The sequence below is a fragment of the Aliiroseovarius sediminis genome, assembly GCF_022678485.1.
GTDB lineage: Bacteria > Pseudomonadota > Alphaproteobacteria > Rhodobacterales > Rhodobacteraceae > Aliiroseovarius > Aliiroseovarius sediminis.
The window spans coordinates 186,827-206,980 of sequence record NZ_JALBYP010000035.1 but is presented as its reverse complement, the minus strand read 5'-3'; the positions used below and the strand labels follow the sequence as shown (position 1 = coordinate 206,980).

The 20,154-nt window shown below is 58.7% G+C and carries 19 protein-coding genes; 15 read left to right on the top strand and 4 right to left on the bottom strand.

Annotated elements, in window-relative coordinates; all coding sequences use genetic code 11:
• Nucleotides 1-133 precede the first annotated feature (133 nt).
• Complete coding sequence (locus MN186_RS12450) at nt 134-979, top strand: DMT family transporter (protein ID WP_242114688.1); 846 nt, start codon at nt 134-136, stop codon at nt 977-979.
• Between the two features lie 83 nt (nt 980-1,062).
• Here MN186_RS12450 and MN186_RS12445 read toward each other — a convergent pair whose 3' ends face one another.
• Entirely contained in the window at nt 1,063-1,983 is a 921-nt protein-coding gene (locus MN186_RS12445) for a manganese-dependent inorganic pyrophosphatase (protein WP_242114687.1), read from the bottom strand.
• Between the two features lie 187 nt (nt 1,984-2,170).
• Here MN186_RS12445 and MN186_RS12440 point away from each other — a divergent pair, with 187 nt between their 5' ends.
• The 5 genes from MN186_RS12440 (at nt 2,171) to MN186_RS12420 (ending at nt 7,556) form a co-directional block, all read left to right on the top strand.
• On the top strand, nt 2,171-2,839 hold the full coding sequence (locus MN186_RS12440) for a DUF2161 domain-containing phosphodiesterase (protein ID WP_242114686.1): 669 nt from the start codon (nt 2,171-2,173) through the stop codon (nt 2,837-2,839).
• A gap of 82 nt (nt 2,840-2,921) precedes the next feature.
• Complete coding sequence (locus MN186_RS12435; protein ID WP_242114685.1) at nt 2,922-4,046, top strand: cytochrome-c peroxidase; 1,125 nt, start codon at nt 2,922-2,924, stop codon at nt 4,044-4,046.
• A gap of 196 nt (nt 4,047-4,242) precedes the next feature.
• Nucleotides 4,243-4,530, top strand: coding sequence for a co-chaperone GroES (gene groES / locus MN186_RS12430; protein WP_242114684.1), 288 nt, complete (start codon nt 4,243-4,245; stop codon nt 4,528-4,530).
• A gap of 41 nt (nt 4,531-4,571) precedes the next feature.
• A complete protein-coding gene (groL, locus tag MN186_RS12425) occupies nt 4,572-6,221 on the top strand; it encodes a chaperonin GroEL (protein ID WP_242114683.1) in 1,650 nt (549 codons plus the stop codon).
• A 198-nt stretch (nt 6,222-6,419) separates the two neighbouring features.
• On the top strand, nt 6,420-7,556 hold the full coding sequence (locus MN186_RS12420) for a DUF8173 domain-containing protein (RefSeq protein WP_242114682.1): 1,137 nt from the start codon (nt 6,420-6,422) through the stop codon (nt 7,554-7,556).
• A 1-nt stretch (nt 7,557) separates the two neighbouring features.
• Here the strand turns inward: MN186_RS12420 and MN186_RS12415 are convergent, their stop codons facing one another.
• A complete protein-coding gene (locus tag MN186_RS12415) occupies nt 7,558-8,019 on the bottom strand; it encodes an NUDIX domain-containing protein (protein WP_242114681.1) in 462 nt (153 codons plus the stop codon).
• Between the two features lie 78 nt (nt 8,020-8,097).
• On the opposite strand from MN186_RS12415, the gene MN186_RS12410 reads away from it, so the two are divergent.
• Nucleotides 8,098-8,868, top strand: a complete 771-nt coding sequence (locus MN186_RS12410) for an esterase/lipase family protein (protein ID WP_242114680.1) — start codon at nt 8,098-8,100, stop codon at nt 8,866-8,868.
• A gap of 12 nt (nt 8,869-8,880) precedes the next feature.
• On the opposite strand, the gene hemN is transcribed toward MN186_RS12410, so the two are convergent.
• Nucleotides 8,881-10,236 carry an oxygen-independent coproporphyrinogen III oxidase gene (hemN, locus tag MN186_RS12405; RefSeq protein WP_242114979.1) on the bottom strand — a complete coding sequence of 452 codons (1,356 nt, stop codon included), beginning with the start codon at nt 10,234-10,236 and terminating at the stop codon, nt 8,881-8,883.
• Between the two features lie 78 nt (nt 10,237-10,314).
• Between hemN and fnrL the strand changes: the two genes are divergently transcribed.
• Nucleotides 10,315-11,067, top strand: coding sequence for a transcriptional regulator FnrL (gene fnrL, locus MN186_RS12400; protein WP_242114679.1), 753 nt, complete (start codon nt 10,315-10,317; stop codon nt 11,065-11,067).
• A 96-nt stretch (nt 11,068-11,163) separates the two neighbouring features.
• Here fnrL and MN186_RS12395 read toward each other — a convergent pair whose 3' ends face one another.
• Nucleotides 11,164-12,003, bottom strand: coding sequence for a universal stress protein (locus MN186_RS12395; RefSeq protein ID WP_242114678.1), 840 nt, complete (start codon nt 12,001-12,003; stop codon nt 11,164-11,166).
• Nucleotides 12,004-12,215: 212 nt separating this feature from the next.
• Here MN186_RS12395 and ccoN point away from each other — a divergent pair, with 212 nt between their 5' ends.
• The 7 genes from ccoN to MN186_RS12360 all read left to right on the top strand — a co-directional run bounded on the left by ccoN (nt 12,216) and on the right by MN186_RS12360 (nt 20,154).
• Complete coding sequence (gene ccoN, locus MN186_RS12390; RefSeq protein WP_242114677.1) at nt 12,216-13,817, top strand: cytochrome-c oxidase, cbb3-type subunit I; 1,602 nt, start codon at nt 12,216-12,218, stop codon at nt 13,815-13,817.
• A gap of 14 nt (nt 13,818-13,831) precedes the next feature.
• Nucleotides 13,832-14,557: a cytochrome-c oxidase, cbb3-type subunit II gene (ccoO, locus tag MN186_RS12385; RefSeq protein ID WP_242114676.1), complete on the top strand. Its 726-nt coding sequence runs from the start codon at nt 13,832-13,834 to the stop codon at nt 14,555-14,557.
• Nucleotides 14,558-14,569: 12 nt separating this feature from the next.
• Entirely contained in the window at nt 14,570-14,779 is a 210-nt protein-coding gene (locus MN186_RS12380) for a cbb3-type cytochrome c oxidase subunit 3 (RefSeq protein ID WP_242114978.1), read from the top strand.
• A complete protein-coding gene (gene ccoP / locus MN186_RS12375) occupies nt 14,776-15,648 on the top strand; it encodes a cytochrome-c oxidase, cbb3-type subunit III (protein WP_242114675.1) in 873 nt (290 codons plus the stop codon). The genes MN186_RS12380 and ccoP overlap by 4 nt, the downstream gene beginning before the upstream one ends.
• A 378-nt stretch (nt 15,649-16,026) precedes the next feature.
• Nucleotides 16,027-17,439, top strand: a complete 1,413-nt coding sequence (gene ccoG / locus MN186_RS12370; RefSeq protein ID WP_242114674.1) for a cytochrome c oxidase accessory protein CcoG — start codon at nt 16,027-16,029, stop codon at nt 17,437-17,439.
• Between the two features lies 1 nt (nt 17,440).
• The gene (locus MN186_RS12365; RefSeq protein WP_242114673.1) at nt 17,441-17,926 is read left to right on the top strand and encodes a FixH family protein; all 486 of its coding nucleotides are present in this window, start codon (nt 17,441-17,443) and stop codon (nt 17,924-17,926) included.
• A 32-nt stretch (nt 17,927-17,958) separates the two neighbouring features.
• Nucleotides 17,959-20,154 carry a heavy metal translocating P-type ATPase gene (locus MN186_RS12360; RefSeq protein ID WP_242114672.1) on the top strand — a complete coding sequence of 732 codons (2,196 nt, stop codon included), beginning with the start codon at nt 17,959-17,961 and terminating at the stop codon, nt 20,152-20,154.

The following is a 20,154-nucleotide window of genomic DNA, read 5'->3' as shown; positions in this document are numbered from 1 at the left end:
GCAGAGGGGGGTGGCTAGGGGAAGGTTGCGTTCATGCGGGGCGATGTGGGGCGAAGCGGACCCTGGCAAGATTGATTGTATTGTCACGCATTTCGCCTACAGTCCGCTTAGGCGCAAACTAGGATTTCCACCCATGAGCATGATCGTATTCGTTGCCGTTATCGGGGCCGCCTTGCTGCACGCAGTCTGGAACGCCTTGGTAAAAGGCGGTGCAGATAAAATGCTGAGCATGGGCGCGGTTGTGATCGGGCACATTCCCTTTGCGCTGATCGCCCTGCTTTTTGTACCCGCGCCAGCGGCTGAAAGCTTGCCATATCTGGCCGCGGGCATCGTGCTTCATGCTGGCTATCACATATTCTTGTTGAAATCATACGAGGCCGGTGATCTGACGCAGGTTTATCCCATCGCACGGGGTGCTGCGCCATTGATCGTGGCGCTGGTTTCGGTGACGGTTCTGAGCGTCCATTTGGCGCCGATGCAAATGCTTGCGGTTCTGATCATCGGGGGCGGGATCATTAGCCTGACGCTGGTCAGACGGGCCGACGGACAATTCAACAAAACTGCGGCGGGGCTGGCGCTGATAACCGGGCTGTTCATCGCGAGCTATTCGTTGGTTGATGGCCTTGGCGCCCGGCTTGCGGGCACATCAGTGGGGTATTTCAGCTGGCTTGCGATCTGCAACGGGGCCATCATGGCGCTGTACCTTGCGATCAGATCGCCCATGACGCTGAGGGTCGTGGCAACGACGGGGCGGCGGGCCTTCGTGCTGGGCGGGGGCGCATCTTTCATCGCCTATACCATCGTAACATGGGCCTTTACCCAAGCCCCGATTGCGCTTGTGACGGCCCTGCGCGAAACCAGCATTATCTTCGCGCTGCTGATCGGCGTGTTCTTCCTGAAGGAAAGGCTGGACCTGATAAAGGTCTTTGCGACGCTGACAACCTTGCTGGGGGCGGTGCTGCTGCGCTTTGCCAGATAGAGTGCGCCGCGCGGACCCATCGTCTCCAACGCAAAAGGCCCGCGACGTCGCGCGGGCCTTGTAAGTGCTTAATCCACCTCGGCTTAAATAGCCAAATTCGGAATAATCTGCTTCTTCCGGCTCATCACGCCCGGAAGGACAACCGCGTCGCCCTCTACTTTTACGCCAAAGCTCTTCTCGGCCACGCCCTTCACAACGTCGTTCGGGATCAGCAGGGTGGCTTCCTCTTTCAGAATGTCCACGACGAACAGAAGCACTTGATCGACGCCATCTTCGGCTGCGACGGCCTTGAAGGCCTCCATCAGGCTGTTCTTGCGGCCCAACGGAATCTCCGGCGCGGTGGTTTCCAGAACGCTGACGCGGAACTTGGTGCCTGCGACTTCGTATTCCTTCGAATCCATGCGGATCAGCTCGGCGTCGGAAAACTCGGACACGTCCGACTTGGCGGCGAACATCTCGGCTGCGTATTCCGTCACGTTCACGCCCAGATCATTCGCCAGAACCTTGACCACTTCCCGGTCGCGGTCGGTGGTGGTGGGCGAACGGAATTCCAGCGTGTCCGACAGGATGCAAGTCAGCGCCGCGCCCTTGATGGCCTCTGGCATCTTGGCCGCGTCTTCGCCCATCAGGTCATACATGATGGTCGCGGTACACGCGAGCGGACGGATGGTGATGTCGATGGGGCCTTTGGTCTCAAGCCCGCCGACCAGCTTGTGGTGGTCGATGATCGCTTGCACATCTGCGCCGTTGATATTGGCGGGCAGCTCGGCAGGGTTATTGGTATCGACGATCACGCAGGGCTGGCCATCGTCCACATCGGCAATGATGCGCGGCTTGGGCAGGTCCCAGCGGGTCAGCATCCATGCGGCTTCGGTATTGGGTTCGCCCAGTAACGCGGGCTCGGCGTTAATGCCTTTGATCTCGTTCAGGTACCAAGCCCAGATGATGGGCGATCCGGTCGAGTCGGTGTCGGGCGATTTGTGGCCGAAAACAAGGGTGGTCATAGTGTTTTGTCCGTCTGTAAGAGTCGCTTATTTCGCCAGCCTTATAAGATGCGCGCCCGCTCTTGTCACGTGCTGCATTGCAGCATCGGAGCGGGCGAGGTTTCCAGGTGCGGATGCCCGAAAAGAGGAACAGATGTCGTGCGTAAACGGCTTGGCCGCGCCGGTGTGTTGGCGCTAGAAAGGGTGCATGTCGAAACCTTCCGAGACTGCCCTTTATGGCCCCGTTAAATCCTGGTTGGAACATGCGGGGTACGAGGTGAAAGCCGAAATCGGCGCCGCTGATGTAGTCGCCCTGCGCGCGGGTCAGCCGCCGGTGATCGTGGAACTGAAGGCGGGGTTTTCTCTGACGCTGTTGCAGCAGGCCGTTGCGCGTCAGGCGGTCAGTGATCTGGTTTATGTGGCGGTGCCGCGCTGGTCGGGTAAACCCGGTTGGCGCGCGTTCAAGGGCAATGTGGGCCTGTGCAAACGGCTTGGCGTTGGGGTTCTGTCGGTGCGTCTGAAAGATGGGCTGGTGCAGGTCCATGCCGATCCCGGCCCTTTCCACCCGCGCAAGTCCCAAGTCAAGTCTAGGCGTCTGTTGTCGGAGTTTGCACGGCGCGATGGTGATCCTAATACCGGCGGCACGAAAGGCAAGGTGGTGACGGCCTATCGGCAGGACGCCGAGAAACTTGCGGCGTGTTTGGCGAAAAAGGGGCCGATGAAAGGTGCCGCGCTTGCCAAAGTCACGGGGGTTCAATCCGCGACGCGGATGATGGCAATCAATCACTATGGCTGGTTTGAACGAGTGGAACGTGGCGTCTATGCCCTGACGGCAGACGGCCACGAGGCCTTGGCGCACCGGATTGTGAATAAATAATCCGACTTTTTTGATCAGGATCAATTTTCATCACCGCGATTTTCGGTTAAGTGCTGCCAATTATCAACTGGAGCTTGATCTTATGCGCGTGTTTTTGACCTCGGTTCTGATGATGGGGCTGGCAACGCCGGTCGCGGCGTTCGACAGTCCTGAAGAATTGGGCGAGGCGTTGTTTTTTGATGTAAATCTGTCGAAAAACCGCACACAATCCTGCGCAACCTGCCACGACCCGGAATACGGTTTTGTCGATCCGCGCGAAACAGATGTGGGGCGTGCGGTGTCGCTGGGCGACGATGGAATCAGCTTAGGTGACCGAACCGCGCCGACAGCGACCTATGCCAGGTTCACACCTGATTTCGAGCAACTTGATAAGAAATCCTGGCGCGGGGGCATGTTCTGGGACGGGCGCGCGGCCGGGCTGGCCGGACAGGCGGGCGGGCCACCCCTGAACCCGATCGAGATGGGAATGCCTGACGAGGCATCCGTGGTCGCGCGGTTGTCTGAGAACAGCGACTATGTGATGGCTTTCAAAGCTCTGTTCGGGGACGATGTTTGGGATGATGACGCTGCCGCTTATGATGCAATGACACAGGCGATTGCTGCGTTCGAAAGCACCGATCTGTTTTCACCCTTCGACAGCAAGTATGATCGTTTCCTGCGTGGCGACGTCAAGCTGACGGACGAGGAGGAACTGGGCCGTGTCCTGTTCTTCTCTGAGCAGTTCACAAATTGCAACCTGTGTCACCAGTTGCGCACCTCGCCCATCGCGCAGGACGAGACCTTTAGCAATTATGAATATCACAACATCGGGACGCCTGCGAACGCTGCGGTGCGCGCGGTCAACGGGGTGAAAGGCCCGGATCTTGGCCTTCTGGCAAATCCGGACATCGACACGGCCGATGCGGGGGGGCGTTACAAGGTGCCGACCCTGCGCAATATCGCCGTGACCGGCCCCTATATGCATAACGGCGTTTTCGAAGATTTGCGGACAGTCGTGTTGTTTTACAACAAATACAACACGCTGGACAAAGACCGCCAGATCAACCCCGAAACGAACAAGCCTTGGGCGATGCCGGAAATTCCGCAAAACCTTGCGGTGACGGAGCTGATTCACGGTCCCGCGCTGGATGACAAGCGCATTGATGCGCTGGTTGCGTTTATGAAGACGCTGACCGACGCCCGTTACGAGCATCTGTTAGCGGAGTGACTCAGCCCGCCACCACACGGTTGGTTGCCCTTTGGGTCACGCTGTGCGATGGCGTTGCTGCAAATCTGACCCTGCGCAGACATGATTGCGCGCCCGATTACTTGACAGTCGCAAAATGACGCCCTAACTCTCTGCCGTTAGCACTCGCATCCGGTGAGTGCTAAGAAAGTGAAACTGAGCTTAGGGAGTCTCAGAAATGGCATTTACACCACTGCATGACCGCGTGTTGGTCCGCCGCGTCGAAAGCGACGAGAAAACAGCAGGCGGCCTGATCATTCCGGAAAGCGCCAAGGAAAAGCCTGCCGAAGGCCAGGTCGTCGCCGTTGGCGCGGGCGCGCGCGATGAAGACGGCGATCGCATCGACATGGACGTCAAAGAAGGCGACAAAATCCTTTTCGGCAAATGGTCCGGCACCGAAGTCACCATCGACGGTGAAGAGCTGCTGATCATGAAAGAATCCGACATCATGGGCATTATCGCCTGATTGTCTGACCCGATTTACACGTATTAACAGGAGTAAGCTAAATGGCTGCTAAGGACGTAAAGTTCGGCACCGATGCCCGCAATGCAATGCTGCGTGGCGTCAATATCCTCGCTGACGCTGTCAAAGTGACCCTTGGCCCGAAAGGCCGCAACGTGGTTCTGGACAAGTCGTTCGGTGCCCCACGCATCACCAAGGACGGTGTGACGGTCGCAAAAGAGATCGAACTGGAAGACAAGTTCGAAAACATGGGCGCGCAGATGGTGAAAGAAGTCGCCAGCCGCACCAATGACGAAGCCGGCGACGGTACCACCACAGCCACCGTTCTGGCCCAGTCGATCGTACGCGAAGGCTTGAAACAGGTTGCTGCTGGCCTGAACCCGATGGACCTGAAGCGCGGCATTGACACCGCTGTCGCCACTGTTGTCGCAAGCATCCGCGATATGGCCCGCGAAGTGAAGGACTCGGACGAAGTCGCACAGGTCGGCACCATCTCGGCCAACGGTGAATCGGAAATCGGCCGCCAGATCGCCGACGCGATGCAAAAAGTTGGCAACGAAGGGGTCATCACGGTCGAGGAAAACAAAGGCCTCGAAACCGAAACCACCGTCGTTGAAGGTATGCAGTTCGACCGCGGCTACCTGTCGCCCTACTTCGTCACCAACCCCGACAAGATGGTTGCCGAGCTGGACGACTGCCTTGTTCTGCTGCACGAAAAGAAGCTGTCGTCGCTTCAGCCGATGGTTCCGCTTCTTGAATCCGTGATCCAATCGCAAAAGCCCCTGCTGATCATCGCAGAGGATGTTGAAGGCGAAGCGCTGGCAACCCTGGTTGTGAACAAGTTGCGCGGCGGCCTGAAAATCGCTGCTGTCAAAGCGCCGGGCTTCGGTGATCGCCGCAAAGCCATGCTGCAAGACATCGCGATCCTGACTGGTGGTCAAGTGATCTCGGAAGATCTGGGCATGAAGCTGGAAAGCGTGACCATGGACATGCTGGGTTCGGCCAAGAAAATCCAGATCACCAAAGACGAAACCACCATCGTCGACGGTGCTGGCGAAAAAGCCGAGATCGCAGCGCGTGTCGCTCAGATCCGCACGCAAGCCGAAGAAACCACGTCCGACTACGACCGTGAGAAGCTGCAGGAACGCGTTGCCAAACTGGCAGGCGGTGTTGCCGTGATCCGCGTCGGTGGCATGACCGAAGTGGAAGTGAAAGAGCGTAAAGATCGTGTGGACGATGCTCTGAACGCGACCCGTGCGGCCGTGCAAGAAGGCGTGATCGTCGGTGGTGGTGTTGCGCTGGTTCAGGCCGCCAAAGGGCTTGTCGATCTGAAAGGCGAAAACGCCGATCAGAACGCCGGCATCAACATCGTGCGCAAGGCTCTGGAAGCTCCGCTGCGCCAGATCGCAGAAAACGCTGGTGTCGATGGTGCTGTGGTTGCTGGCAAGATCCGTGAAAGCGATGACGTGACCTTTGGGTTCAACGCGCAGACTGAAGAATATGGTGACATGTTCAAGTTCGGCGTCATTGATCCCGCCAAGGTAACGCGGACTGCTTTGGAAGACGCAGGCTCGATTGCCGGTCTGCTGATCACCACTGAAGCCATGGTTGCCGACAAGCCGCAAAAAGACGCCCCTGCTGGCGGCGGCATGCCCGACATGGGCGGCATGGGCGGCATGGGCGGCATGATGTAATCTGATTTTCCATCAGGAAAATCGGATGCGAACGGCGATTGGCCGCCGGGCCCCTTCGTCGTAAAGTATACAAAGTCTAAAGGGCGCTCATATGGGCGCCCTTTTCTTTTGTGGTGGAATTTTTTGGTGTCCCCCTTACAAACGGGGAAGTGCCGTCTATGTTAACGGGCATAACATCAATAATGGGCAGGGACAGCCATGTTTCGAACCTTAATTCTTTTCTTCGTCACGCTTCTGGCGCTGCCTGCCAGCGCGCAAGAAGTCTATCGCTTCGGTGATGATGCTTACATGGCGGGCGACAACGTGACCTTGTCGGGCGACCCGGTGGATGACGCCTTTATCGTTGGCAATACGGTGGTGATCTCGGCCCCTGTCGGCGGCAGCGCCCATGCGGGGGGGCGGTCAGTGTCGATTCTGGCACCTGTCGGGCAGAGCCTTTATGCCGCCGGTATGAATGTGAACGTTGCGGGCGGCGTTGGTGGGGATGCGCAACTGGCCGGTGACACAGTGCTGATTGGTGATGCGATTGGGGGCGACCTTCGCGTTGCCGCACAACGGGTCGAGGTGAACGGAGCCGTTGGCGACAGCGCGTTGATCGCGGCCGAAAATATCATGCTGACAGGAGTGATTGCAGGCGATGCCAGCTTTTCTTCCAAGAACATCGGCTTCGGCGGCGATGCCCGTATTGACGGCAAGCTGTTTATTTACGCCGACAATCCCGACGACATTGTAATCCCGGAAACGGTGGTGACTGCCGACCGGATCGAGCGCCACCCAACCCGGGCCTTCGACGCTGGCGCGGACCCCGATGGCGGTGCCACGCGCGATGGGGCCGGATATGGTTGGGCGGGGTGGCTCTTGGACAAAATCGTCGGCATTCTGATCCTGACGGTTCTGGTGACATTGATCGCCGCGATCACGCCGTCCTTCTTGTTGGCCCTGCGGTTGCGCACTTTGGAATCACCCGTGCGCGCGTTGTGGATAGGGTTCCTGACCATCTCGGCGCTGGCTGGATCGCTGTTCCTGTTTGCGATGACTGGTGTCGGCATTTTGTTGATACCGGCATCTATTGTATTGGCGTTACTTCTGGGCCTCGCGGGCTATGTGATCGGCACTTATATCCTTGGCGTTGGCGTGATGGGTCTGTTGAACAGCCCGTTGCCCGAAACTCTGGTCGAGCGTGCGTTGGCTGCACTGGTCGGCGCTGCGGCGATCACACTTTTGGCGCTGATCCCTTATATCGGCTGGATCGCCATGCTTGCGGTTGCCATCACCGGGGCAGGGGCGTTGATCATCCGCTGGTTTGCACCGGGGTTTTATACCGAGGTGCGCTGAGCTATCGCACAATCGCTTCCAATGCGTCATATGATGGGGCGGCCTTAGGGTCGCCCCATGCCAGTGCGGGAAGGGACAATGGGCGGAAATGCAGCCCCGCGATCTGCTCGTGCGTGACCCAGCGCCGGTCGGTGACGATTGCCTCGGGGTCTTGCCACCCGGGGTCAAGTCGCCCGCTGACCAAAGTGCATCGGAACACGATTTCGACTTGATGAAACCCGCTGTCGGGGTCGTGAAATTCGTTCACCAAGGCAGGATCGCCGACCGTAATGCCCAGCCCGGTTTCCTCATGCACTTCGCGGGTCAGGTTATCGTGCAGGCTGGTGCCTGGCTCAACCCCGCCGCCGGGCAGGCACAAAAGACCTGATTTCCGGCCGCCATAGGCATTGACCATCAACAGACGGTTTTCGTGCAGAAGCAGCGCGCGAACGGCCAAACGGGGGGTGTTGAATGTAATCGACATGCGCCGAGAGTTGCTTATCTGTCAATCCGTGGCAAGTTGCCACTCGCAACCGGCCTATGGGACGCGTATCTATCCGGTATGATAAAACTACTGACCCTGACCCTTGGCCTTATGACCACGTTGACTGGCATCGCGCGTGCAGAATGCGTCGTGCTGTTGCACGGGCTTGCCCGCTCCCCGTCGTCCCTTTGGGTGATGGAGGAAAGCCTGACTGTCGCTGGTTATCAAGTTGTGAACCTTGGTTATCCCTCTACCAAGGCGCCGATTGGTGAATTGGTTCAGTCGGCGATCCCCCCTGCGCTGGCCGCGTGCGGTGATCAGAAGGTGCATTTCGTAACCCACTCAATGGGTGGCATTTTGGCGCGTGTTTGGCTGCAGGATCATCGGCCCGCAGATATGGGGCGCGTGGTGATGTTGGCACCGCCAAACCGGGGATCGCAGCTGGTCGATGCTTTTGGCGATTTGGAACCATTCGAGTGGTTAAATGGCCCCGCGGGTCTTCAATTGGGTACAAGCGAGGATTCCGTGCCTAATCGAGTCGGTCAAGCCGCGTTCGAGTTGGGCGTGATCGCGGGTAACAGATCACTGAACCCGATCTATTCGGCGGTCATAGAAGGGGCGGATGATGGAAAAGTGTCCGTCGATAGCACGCGAATTGAGGGCATGAATGATCACATCGTCCTGCCTGTCACACATACGTTCATGATGGTGAACCCGTTGGTGATCGCGCAGGTCACGGAATTCTTGCAAAACGGCAAGTTTGATCACGAAAAGACTCTTGTGCAAGTGCTGGACGATATCGCCACCGAAGCGGGATATCCCGAACGCACATTGCGCAAGGACAAATAGCGCAGGCGGTTATCAAACCGCCTGGCTGTGGCCACTTTCGTTCATCTCGTAATTATCGAAATGGCGCGCGATCATACGGGCGACCGGGCGTGCCTGTGGTCGGATGGACAAGATGGTGCCGTCAAGATCCGTGGTTTCGGGCATGGTGTGTTCAAGCCCGTCGACCATCGACAGAAAGCTATCGACAGGCCGCGATAGCTCGTCCGCCAATTTGGCAAAGTCGACGCGGAAATAGCACAAAAGTTCTTCGATGACGCGACCGCGGGCGATGTCTTCGGCGGTAAAGACGTGCCCCTTCGCCCCCGCCAGCCGCTCGTCGCGGGCCGCCGCTTGGTATTTCGAGGTTGCAGGCTCGTTCTGGGCATAGCCTTGCGGATAGCGCGCGATCGAGCTTGCGCCGACCCCGATCATCACCTGCGATGCGTCCTCGGTATAGCCTTGGAAATTTCGCCGCATCGTGCCCGCTTTGTGTGCCTTGGCCAGTCCGTCCGAGGGCAGGGCGAAGTGGTCGATTCCGATTTCATCATAGCCTGCCGCGATGAACAGATCACGGGCGGTGTTGTAAAGGCCAAGCCGTTCTTCGGCGCTGGGCAGCGCCTCGGTCGGGATCAAGGTCTGACGACGTGCGACCCACGGAACGTGAGCATAGCCAAACAGCGCCACGCGGTCTGGGCCAAGGCTGATCAGCTTTTCGACCGAATCGGTGATCCGCGCCGTGTTCTGGTGCGGCAGGCCATACAGGATATCCATGTTCAGGCTGTTGATGCCGCGCGAACGCAATCCGTCCACGGCCTGTTTCGTGATCTCGTAGCTTTGCGGGCGACCGATGACCTCTTGAATCATCGGGTCGAAATCCTGCACCCCGATCGAGGCGCGATTCATACCGGCTTGGGCCAGCGCATCCAGCCGCGCGTCGTCGATTTCCGATGGGTCGATTTCAACCGAGAACTGGGCGTCTTGCGCCAGCGGCGTCACATCCAGAATCGACGCGGTCAGGTCCGCGATCATTTCGGGCAGAAGAAGCGTGGGCGTTCCGCCACCCCAGTGAAGGTGCTCTAGCTTGATCCCGGGCGCCAGCAGGCCGCGAATCGTCTCAAGCTCTTGCTTAAGCGTCTCGACATAGGCGGCGACGGGCTCCGATGTCGAAGTGCCTTGTGTGCGGCAAGCACAGAACCAGCACAGCCGCCGACAGAAGGGGATATGCACGTAAAGCGAAATCGCGTCACCGGCGGGGATGGCTTTAATCCAGTCGGACAAATTTTCAGCGCCGACCCCCGGCTTGAAATGCGGGGCAGTCGGATAGCTGGTATAGCGGGGCACGCGCGCGTCAAAAAGACCAAGGCGTTTAAGTTGCGAATAAGTCTCCATTCGCATAGAGTTGAACCAGAAACTCGCGCGCATCATTGATCAGGATCAAGACAAGATAGATATCTTGTTAAAAAAAACATGAACGACATCAGTTTTAATACTCGCCTTAATACACGTGAATGCGGCGGATGCCCAATCCGTCACCGTGCTGTGTGTGCACGCTGCGAACCGAACGAGTTGGAGCAGCTTGACGCAATCAAATACTATCGCACGTTCGAAGCCGGGCAGCCTGTGATCTGGTCGGGCGACCCGATGGAATTCGTGTCCAGCGTGGTCAGCGGTATCGCCACACTCAGTCAAACGATGGAGGATGGGCGCACTCAGATGGTTGGTCTGCTGCTGCCGTCTGATTTCATCGGACGACCGGGACGCGACACGACCCCTTTCGATGTTGTGGCGGTGACGGATCTGACCCTGTGCTGTTTTCGCAAGAAACCGTTCGAGGACATGATGGAGCGGACGCCGGCCATCGGTACGCGGCTGTTGCAGATGACGCTGGACGAACTGGACAGCGCGCGGGAATGGATGCTGGTGCTTGGGCGGAAGACGGCGCGCGAAAAAATCGCGAGCCTTCTGGCCATTGTGGCACGTCGCGATGCCGCGCTGCACAAGGTTCCCCCGCGCGACGGGATGAGCTTTGAGTTGCCTTTGACGCGCGAGGCGATGGCAGATTATCTGGGGCTGACCTTGGAAACCGTCAGCCGTCAGGTGTCAGCTTTGAAGAAATCGGGCGTCATCAAGCTTGAAGGCAAGCGCCGTGTCATTATTCCCGACCTTGAGGCCCTGATTACGGAGGCTGGCGACGATATGGATGGCGCGCCGATCACCTGAAACCTGCAACGCGCGGGCATATCGCCTTGCGATACCGGATCAAGGGCGCCGAGTGTGGCGCCCTTCGTTGTCTTCAGGAGGTGTGAGCCGGACAGATCAGTGTGCCAGCACGATCGGTACCTCTGCTACCTCAAGCATATGTCGGGTGGCACCGCCAAGGATGGATTCGCGGAAGCGCGAATGCCCATAGGCCCCCATGACGATCATGTCGGCACTGCGATCATTGGCGTGTCGGTTCAGAATGTCCGAAATGCGCGGCATGGTTTTAGCCAGCACCGATACTTCGGCACGCACGCCATGGCGGGCCAGGAACTGGCACAGCGCCCCACCGGGGTCGGACCGTTCAGGGCCGTGCTGCGGCGGGTCGATGATGGCAACCGAAACCGAATCGGCCTGTTGCAGGAATGGCATCGCCTGACGCACCGCGCACAGGGCTTCGGGGCTTTCGTTCCACGCCACCACGATCTTGCTGACAGCGTGCGGATATTTGGCACCATCGGGCAACACCAGAACGGGAACAGCCCCGTCAAACAATGCAGCCTCGACGATTGCTTCCGCATCATGTCCGCGCCCTTCGCCATACGGGCGGGGCAGGACGACCAGATCGGAAAACCGCGTCCGGTGGGCCACAACGCCGTTCAGGGCGACCAACTGCGTCGTCAATGCGGCAGTCGACCACGGTAGAGCGTGTGCCGACAGGGCTTGTCGAGCGCAGGCTTCCAGCTCGGCTGCGTCATCGCGGGCCTGTTCAAGGTTGTCGTGCACAACCATCGCCGACGCCCCTGCATAGTAAAACCCTTGCTGCGAACGGTCGATTCCCAAGCACAGCACCTCTAGATGCGCGTCGTGCTGGGTGGCGACAGTCTTTGCGGCCTCAAGCGCGCCTTTGCAGTGGTTGGTATCGGTCATAATCGTGGTTACGGTGCGGTAATTCATCGCTTGGCCTCCGGGTTGGCATAGTTGTAAAGTTGCCTGCACCGAACCTGCGACGCTTTGACATGGGTCAATCCGGGGAAAACTGTGGCGATCACGCGTTTTTGATGTGGATCAAAGCACCCTTGTGGGGATAGGTCCAAACCGACGAAAGTCAAAAACTGCCCCAGCCGGTCGTGGGAGGGGGCAAGTGACATCAGACGAAGGGACGCAAAATGTGGGATTACCTCAAATTGGCGATCTACGGCCTCATCGCAGTGCTGGCCGTAATCGCTGCAAGTTATGCCCGCGACATCGCTTATCAGGTGCACGCCATCCTGATTATGTTGATCGCAGCAGGCCTGTTTATCTATTCACTTCGCCGCGTGGGTGAAGTGAAAGTCGTAGAAACCGGCTATATGGATGGCCCCATTCGCGTGGGCGTTGCCTTGACTGCCTTTTGGGGGGCGGTTGGCTTTCTGGTTGGGACGTTTATCGCGTTTCAGTTGGCCTTCCCGAACCTCAACTTTGCTTGGGCAGAAGGCTACCTGAACTTCGGGCGCCTGCGCCCGCTGCACACCTCGGCGGTAATCTTTGCGTTCGGTGGCACGGCGTTGGTCACATCGTCAATGTATGTCGTGCAACGCACGTCTGGCGCCCGCCTTTGGGGCGGCAATCTGGCGTGGTTTGTGTTCTGGGGCTATCAGATCGTGATCCTGATGGCTGCTTCGGGCTATCTGCTGGGCGCGACTCAATCGAAAGAATACGCCGAGCCCGAGTGGCTTACTGATGTATGGCTGACCATCGTCTGGGTGGCCTATCTTGTGTTGTTCATGGGAACGCTGATGAAGCGGAAAGAGCCCCACATCTATGTGGCCAACTGGTTCTATCTGGCCTTTATCATCACCATTGCCATGCTGCACGTCATCAACAACCTGGCGATGCCGGTGTCGATTTTCGGTTCAAAATCCATCCAGCTTTTCTCGGGTGTGCAAGATGCGATGACGCAGTGGTGGTACGGCCACAACGCCGTTGGCTTCTTCTTGACCGCTGGTTTCTTGGGGATGATGTATTATTTCGTGCCGAAACAGGCCGAACGTCCGGTATTCTCGTATAAGCTGTCGATCATCCACTTCTGGGCGCTGATCTTCCTGTATATCTGGGCTGGTCCCCACCACCTGCACTATACCGCGCTGCCTGACTGGGCTGGCACGTTGGGCATGGTGTTCTCGGTCATTCTGTGGATGCCGAGCTGGGGCGGTATGATCAACGGTCTGATGACCCTGTCGGGCGCATGGGACAAGTTGCGCACCGATCCGGTTATCCGCATGATGGTTGTGTCTATCGGCTTCTACGGCATGTCCACGTTCGAAGGCCCGATGATGTCGATCCGCGCCGTGAATTCGCTGTCACACTATACGGACTGGACCATCGGTCACGTGCACTCGGGTGCGCTGGGCTGGAACGGGATGATCACCTTCGGGATGCTGTATTTCCTTGTGCCTCGTCTGTGGAACCGTGCAGGGCTTTACAGCCTGAAACTGGTCAGCTGGCACTTCTGGCTCGCCACGATTGGCATCGTGCTTTACGCAGCCTCGATGTGGGTCACGGGCATCATGGAAGGCCTGATGTGGCGCGAAGTTGATGCGCAAGGCTTCTTGGTGAACTCGTTTGCTGACACCGTTGCCGCCAAGTTCCCGATGTATGTGGTGCGCGGCATGGGTGGGGTTCTGTTCCTCACGGGTGCTCTGATCATGTGCTACAACCTTTGGATGACCGTTATGCGTTCGCCTGCAGCCGAGACTGCCAGCGACGCCCAAACGGCACCGGCTGAATAAGGAGGGAAGGACCAATGGGAATTCTCGACAAACACGTCGTTCTTGAAAAGAACGCAACGCTTCTGATGGTCGGTAGCCTTCTGGTTGTTGCTGTTGGTGGCATCGTTGAAATCGCGCCGCTTTTCTATCTGGAAAACACGATCGAGGATGTAGAGGGGATGCGTCCCTACTCGCCCCTCGAACTTGAAGGTCGGATGGTCTATGTGCGCGAAGGCTGCTATGTCTGCCACAGCCAGATGATCCGCCCGATGCGTGACGAGGTAGAGCGGTACGGTCACTATTCCCTTGCCGCGGAAAGTCAGTATGACCACCCGTTCCAGTGGGGATCGAAACGGACCGGGCCTGACCTGGCCCGCGTCGGTGGCCGGTATTCGGACGAATGGCATGTGGATCACCTGAAAGATCCGCAGTCGGTCGTGCCGGAATCGGTGATGCCGAAATACGCCTTCCTGGCGAACCGCCTGATCGAGCCGACCTATATCGAAGACCTGATGAAAGCCAATCAGATCGTCGGTGTGCCTTACACCGACGAGCAGATGGAAAACGCCGCAGCCGACTGGCTGGCACAGGCCGATCCTGACAGCGACTATGATGGGCTTTTGGCACGCTATCCGAAGGCGCAGGTGCGCAACTTCGACGGTGCGCCGGGGGTTTCGGAAATGGACGCCTTGATCGCCTACATGCAGATGTTGGGCACGTTGGTCGACTTCTCGACCTTCACACCTGACCCGAGCCGGTAAGGAGTAGGGATGATGGACACCTATTCCCTGTTCAGACAAATCGCTGACAGTTGGGTGCTTCTGGCCATGTTCTTGTTTTTTATTGGGGTTGTCGTCTGGGCGTTTCGCCCCGGCAGCCGCAAGATACACGACGACACGGCCAACATCCCCTTCCGCCACGAAGACAAACCTGCCGATGACCGGGAAACCGGAAGCTCAGATCAGGAGGAGAAGCGGCAATGAGTAAGAAACCTGTACAAAAGAAAGAACCTGAGACGACCGGCCACGAGTGGGATGGTATTCAGGAGTTCAACAACCCCCTGCCACGCTGGTGGGTCTGGGTCTTTTATCTGACGATCATCTGGGGTGTCTGGTATTCGATTGCCTATCCGGCTTGGCCGCTGATCAAAGGTGCGACAGCTGGCTATCTGGGTTATTCGACGCGCGCAGAAGTCGCCGCCGAAATCGATCGCTTCGCTGCCATGAACGGCGAACTTGAAGCGCAGTTGGCCTCGGTCGAACTGAACACTTTGGAACCCGGCACTGATCTGCATAACTATGCGATCCAGTCGGGCCGGGCGACCTTTGCGACCTTCTGTTCGCAGTGTCACGGATCAGGTGCGGCAGGTAACATCGGATATCCCAACCTGCTGGACAACGATTGGCTGTGGGGTGGTACGTTGGAAGAAATCCAATATACCCTGCGCCACGGAATCCGGTCGGAAGACGATGACGATACGCGGTATTCCGAAATGCCGGTCTTCGGCGACGATTATCTGAGTGACGAGGAAATTGATCAGGTTACGGCCTATGTCATGTCTCTGTCGCCGGTGACCAAGCCCGACGCCGATATGTCGTTGGTGGCAGACGGTGAAACGGTCTTTGCCGACAACTGCACGGCCTGCCACATGGAAGATGGCACAGGCGATCGCAGCCAGGGCGCGCCGAACCTGACCGACGCGATCTGGTTGTATGGTGACACGAGGGAAGAGATCACCCAGATCATCGCGACTGGTCCCTTCGGCGTCATGCCCGCCTGGAGCGGTAAGCTGACCGATAGCCAGATCAACGCTGTTTCGGCTTATGTTCATCAGTTGGGCGGCGGCGAATAAGCCACCGGCCAGCTATCACGGTTCCGGGGCTCACTCCCCGGTCAACGGCACCGATCCCTGATCCTGTTCGCGCGTTTCTCTGGGGTCGGTGCCACCTTCTTTAAGACCCCGGTCGCGCAGGCGGGCGGGGTCTTGCAGTTACCAGGCTGGCGCCGGTGTCGATGCGATATGCCGGCGATCTGTGTCGCGGCCGGGTGCGGCCAATTGACCGGATGCGGCGCGATGGCGCTGCGACATATTGAAAGCTTGATAATTATCAATGACTAAGGCCAAAGGGTCTGAGTGACCGTGGTGAAATCTTTGATCCACATCATTGCCGCAATGTAGAATAGTTCTTAATTCCAAGGTTAACTTGAAACTCCGGATTGGAAGTCGTCCATGTCTGACACCCCTGAACAGCTTTACGCCCCACGCGAGCCAATTTTTCCCAAGCGGGTAAAGGGCACGTTTCGCAGCCTTAAATGGTGGATCATGGGGATCACGCTGGGCATCTATTATCTTGCGCCCTGGATCCGTTGGGACCGGGGGCCGAACCTGCCCGATCAGGCAATTCTAGTGGACATGGCCAACCGCCGTTTCTATTTCTTCTGGATCGAAATCTGGCCGCATGAGTTTTATTTCATCGCGGGGCTTTTGATTATGGCGGGGCTTGGGTTGTTCCTGTTTACCTCGGCCGCGGGGCGGGTTTGGTGCGGATATACTTGTCCGCAAACGGTATGGACTGACCTTTTCATTCTGGTCGAGCGTTGGATCGAGGGCGATCGAAACGCCCGCCTGCGTCTGCACCGCCAAAAATGGAACGCCGAGAAGATCCGTAAGCGCGTCGTAAAGTTTGCGATCTGGATCGTTATCGCCGTCGCCACGGGGGGCGCTTGGGTATTTTATTTTGCGGATGCGCCAACGCTGCTGCGCGATCTGCTGACGGGCAATGCGCACGCGCTGGCATATTCGACCATTGGGGTCCTGACGCTGACAACATTCTTTTTTGGCGGCATCGCGCGCGAACAAATCTGTATCTACGCTTGCCCATGGCCGCGCATTCAAGCCGCTATGATGGACGAGGACACGATCACCATCGCCTATCGCGACTGGCGCGGAGAGCCGCGGGGCAAAGGCAAGGTGCGTGACGATATGGGTGACTGCATCGACTGCAACGCCTGCGTCAACGTCTGCCCTATGGGTATCGACATTCGCGATGGTCAGCAGATGGAATGTATCACCTGCGGCCTGTGCATCGACGCGTGCGACGAGATCATGGACAAGGTCGGCAAACCGCGCGGCCTGATTGACTACCTCGCCCTGTCGGATGAAAGCCACGAACGCGCCGGGAACGAGAAAATTCCGGTCATAAAACACCTGCTGCGTCCGCGCACGATCCTTTACACCTCACTTTGGGCGCTGGTGGGCATCGCACTGACCGTGGCCTTGTTTGTGCGCCCGAAAGTCGACGTGACCATCCACCCGGTGCGTAACCCGACCTATGTCACGCTGGCGGACGGCTCGATCCGCAACACCTATGATGTCGGCGTTCGCAACCGCCATGGCGAGGAATGGCCCTATTATTTCTCGGTCGCAGAAGACAGTCCGATGACGGTGGAACTAGAAGGCAGCGACAAGCTTGTGCTGGTTGCGCCGCCTGACACCGAAGCCAAACAGCGTCTGTATGTCGTTGCCCCTCCGGGGTCAGAGGCCGCTCGAACCAGTCGCACTGATTTGCGCATCTGGGTGGTGGATGGTGTCACAGGCGACCGAACTTATATGGATACGGTGTTCAATGGACGGGGGCGTTAACATGGCTGACAAGACAGACAAACCCGAGTTCGAACTGACCGGCAAGCATGTGTTGGCGATCGTCGTTTCCGCCTTTACAGTGATCATCGGCGTAAACATCTTCATGGCGTATTCGGCGATCGGCACCTTTCCGGGGCTGGAAACCGACAATTCCTATGTGGCCAGCCAGAAGTTCGACACGCAAAAGGCCGCGCAGGACGCGTTGGGCTGGGATGTCAGCGCCGAAGTCGATGGAGAGGTTTTGATCCTTGATATCAAGGATCAGGCCGGCGACGCGGTCACGGTGAAATCCGTCTATGGTCTGCTGGGCCGGGCCACGCACGTCAAGGAAGATCGCGAACCCGATTTCAATCAGGGTTCGAATGGCCTGTATCTGGCGCAGGTCGGCCCGTTGGGCGCAGGCAACTGGAACCTGCGTCTGAACGTCATCGCCGATAATGGCACCAGCTTTCAACGCCGCATCCCTATTTATATCTCGGCCAAGTGACGCGGGTCTGCGTGTAAGGAAGGAATGACAAGATGGGCACTCCGATTTCAGCCTGCCCCGCCTGTGACGCAGCACCGCTTGCCGAAGCGCAAGCAGGCAAGGGCTATCGCGGCAACGGGGCCGAGGGACAGCGCGTGCTTCTGTCGCTGCCCCAGATCTATTGCGCCGCGTGTATTTCGGGGGTTGAACGGAGCTTGGCCAGTCAGGATGGCGTCCGCTCTGCGCGCGTGAACCTGACGCTGAAACGGGCCACGGTGGAAACCGATCCGGGGGTCGAGGCGCAAACACTTGCCGATTACCTGACCGGCATCGGGTTTGAGGCCTATGAGCTTGATCCGGGGCAACTGACCTCGACCGCCACAGACAAGCAGGGCAAAGACCTGCTGATGCGGCTGGGCGTGGCGGGTTTTGCCATGATGAACGTCATGTTGCTGAGCGTCGCGGTCTGGTCGGGGGCGACGGACGCCACGCGCGATCTGTTTCATTGGATCAGCGCGGCCATTGCCATTCCCACCATCGGGTTTTCCAGCCAGGTGTTCTTCCGATCCGCATGGTCCGCGCTTCGCGTTGGGCGGCTGAACATGGACGTGCCGATTTCGCTGGCGATCCTGCTGGCCTTGGGCATGTCGATCTACGAGACGATGCATTCCGGCGAACACGCCTATTTCGATGCGGCCCTGTCGCTGACCTTCTTCTTGCTGGCCGGGCGGTATCTTGATTACCGCACACGCGCCGTGGCGCGATCGGCAGCCGAAGAACTTGCAGCGCTTGAGGTGCCCCGCGCGGCCCGCGTCATTCCCGGTCAGGCCGATGAACAGGTGGCGGTCTCTGACCTGTCGCCCGGTGATATCGTCCGCGTTGTGCCCGGTGCCCGCGTGCCGGTGGACGGGATCGTGGTGTCGGGGGAAAGCGAGCTTGATCGCTCACTTCTGACCGGGGAAAGCCTGCCGGTCGCCGCCGCAGCTGACAGTATCGTGTCGGCGGGCGAGGTGAACCTGACCGGCCCCCTGACCGTGCGTGTGACAGCGGCGGGGCGTGACAGTTCCCTGCACCGGATGGCCGATCTTGTCGCCATCGCGGAAACCGCGCGCAACCGATATACCTCGCTCGCCGACAAGGCTGCGGCGGTCTATGCGCCGGTTGTGCATCTGTTGGCACTGGCTGCGTTTTTGTTCTGGCTGTGGTTTTCCGGCGACTGGCGTATGGCGATGAATATCGCGGTCGCGACCCTGATTATCACCTGCCCCTGCGCGCTGGGGCTTGCGGTGCCTGCCGTCACCACGGCGGCGTCGGGGCGGCTGTTCAAGCAAGGCATGCTGCTGAAATCCGCCACCGCGATGGAGCGGTTGGCCGAGGTTGATCACGTTGTCTTTGACAAGACCGGCACCTTGACCGAAGGAAAGCCCGCGCTCGACGCGCTGTCCAATCACAAGGACCGCGATGTTCAGGTGGCATTGGCGTTGGCCGAAGGGTCCAGCCATCCCTTGGCACAATCCCTGACCCACGCAGCCCGCGCCGCCGGTTTTCAACCTGCCGAGGTGACACAGGTGCGCGAAGTTCCGGGCCGCGGTGTCGAAGGCCAATGGCAGGGCAAGACCGTCCGTCTAGGACGCGCCGAATGGCTGGGCGCCAATTCGGTTGGGCAAACGGCGACGTATCTGGCGGTGTCCGGCGCGCGGCCTGTGGCGTTTACCTTCACCGACGCGTTGCGCCCAGGCGTGGTCGAGGCGATCACCGCACTGAAGGCCAAAGGCATGGGCGTCACGCTGATTTCAGGCGATGTCCCCGCCGCTGTTGCAGACATTGCTGGGCGTGTGGGCATCTCCGAATGGCAGGCCGACACATTGCCCGAAGACAAGGCCGAATATGTCGCCCGTCTGGGCAACGCGGGCAAGAAGGTCTTGATGGTGGGCGATGGGCTGAACGATACGGCTGCGTTGGCCGCCGCGCATGTCTCAATCTCGCCCGCCTCGGCGCTTGAGGCCGCGCGCGTCGTGTCCGACATCGTGCTACTGGGCAAGTCGATGGAGCCGCTGGCCGCTGCGATTGATCTATCCAAGGCCGCCACGCGCCGGATCAAGGAAAACTTTGCTATCGCGGCGGGCTATAACGCCATCGCAATCCCGATTGCCCTAATCGGGCTGGCCACACCGCTGGCGGCGGCCCTTGCCATGTCGACCTCGTCGGTGACAGTATCACTGAACGCGCTAAGGCTGAGGAAAGGCTGA

Coding starts and splice junctions, on each gene's coding strand:
- MN186_RS12450 (WP_242114688.1), top strand. CDS start 134: ATGAGCATGATCGTATTCGTTGCCGTTATCGGGGCCGCCTTGCTGCAC.
- MN186_RS12445 (WP_242114687.1), bottom strand. CDS start 1,983: ATGACCACCCTTGTTTTCGGCCACAAATCGCCCGACACCGACTCGACC.
- MN186_RS12440 (WP_242114686.1), top strand. CDS start 2,171: ATGTCGAAACCTTCCGAGACTGCCCTTTATGGCCCCGTTAAATCCTGG.
- MN186_RS12435 (WP_242114685.1), top strand. CDS start 2,922: ATGCGCGTGTTTTTGACCTCGGTTCTGATGATGGGGCTGGCAACGCCG.
- groES (WP_242114684.1), top strand. CDS start 4,243: ATGGCATTTACACCACTGCATGACCGCGTGTTGGTCCGCCGCGTCGAA.
- groL (WP_242114683.1), top strand. CDS start 4,572: ATGGCTGCTAAGGACGTAAAGTTCGGCACCGATGCCCGCAATGCAATG.
- MN186_RS12420 (WP_242114682.1), top strand. CDS start 6,420: ATGTTTCGAACCTTAATTCTTTTCTTCGTCACGCTTCTGGCGCTGCCT.
- MN186_RS12415 (WP_242114681.1), bottom strand. CDS start 8,019: ATGTCGATTACATTCAACACCCCCCGTTTGGCCGTTCGCGCGCTGCTT.
- MN186_RS12410 (WP_242114680.1), top strand. CDS start 8,098: ATGATAAAACTACTGACCCTGACCCTTGGCCTTATGACCACGTTGACT.
- hemN (WP_242114979.1), bottom strand. CDS start 10,236: ATGGAGACTTATTCGCAACTTAAACGCCTTGGTCTTTTTGACGCGCGC.
- fnrL (WP_242114679.1), top strand. CDS start 10,315: ATGAACGACATCAGTTTTAATACTCGCCTTAATACACGTGAATGCGGC.
- MN186_RS12395 (WP_242114678.1), bottom strand. CDS start 12,003: ATGAATTACCGCACCGTAACCACGATTATGACCGATACCAACCACTGC.
- ccoN (WP_242114677.1), top strand. CDS start 12,216: ATGTGGGATTACCTCAAATTGGCGATCTACGGCCTCATCGCAGTGCTG.
- ccoO (WP_242114676.1), top strand. CDS start 13,832: ATGGGAATTCTCGACAAACACGTCGTTCTTGAAAAGAACGCAACGCTT.
- MN186_RS12380 (WP_242114978.1), top strand. CDS start 14,570: ATGGACACCTATTCCCTGTTCAGACAAATCGCTGACAGTTGGGTGCTT.
- ccoP (WP_242114675.1), top strand. CDS start 14,776: ATGAGTAAGAAACCTGTACAAAAGAAAGAACCTGAGACGACCGGCCAC.
- ccoG (WP_242114674.1), top strand. CDS start 16,027: ATGTCTGACACCCCTGAACAGCTTTACGCCCCACGCGAGCCAATTTTT.
- MN186_RS12365 (WP_242114673.1), top strand. CDS start 17,441: ATGGCTGACAAGACAGACAAACCCGAGTTCGAACTGACCGGCAAGCAT.
- MN186_RS12360 (WP_242114672.1), top strand. CDS start 17,959: ATGGGCACTCCGATTTCAGCCTGCCCCGCCTGTGACGCAGCACCGCTT.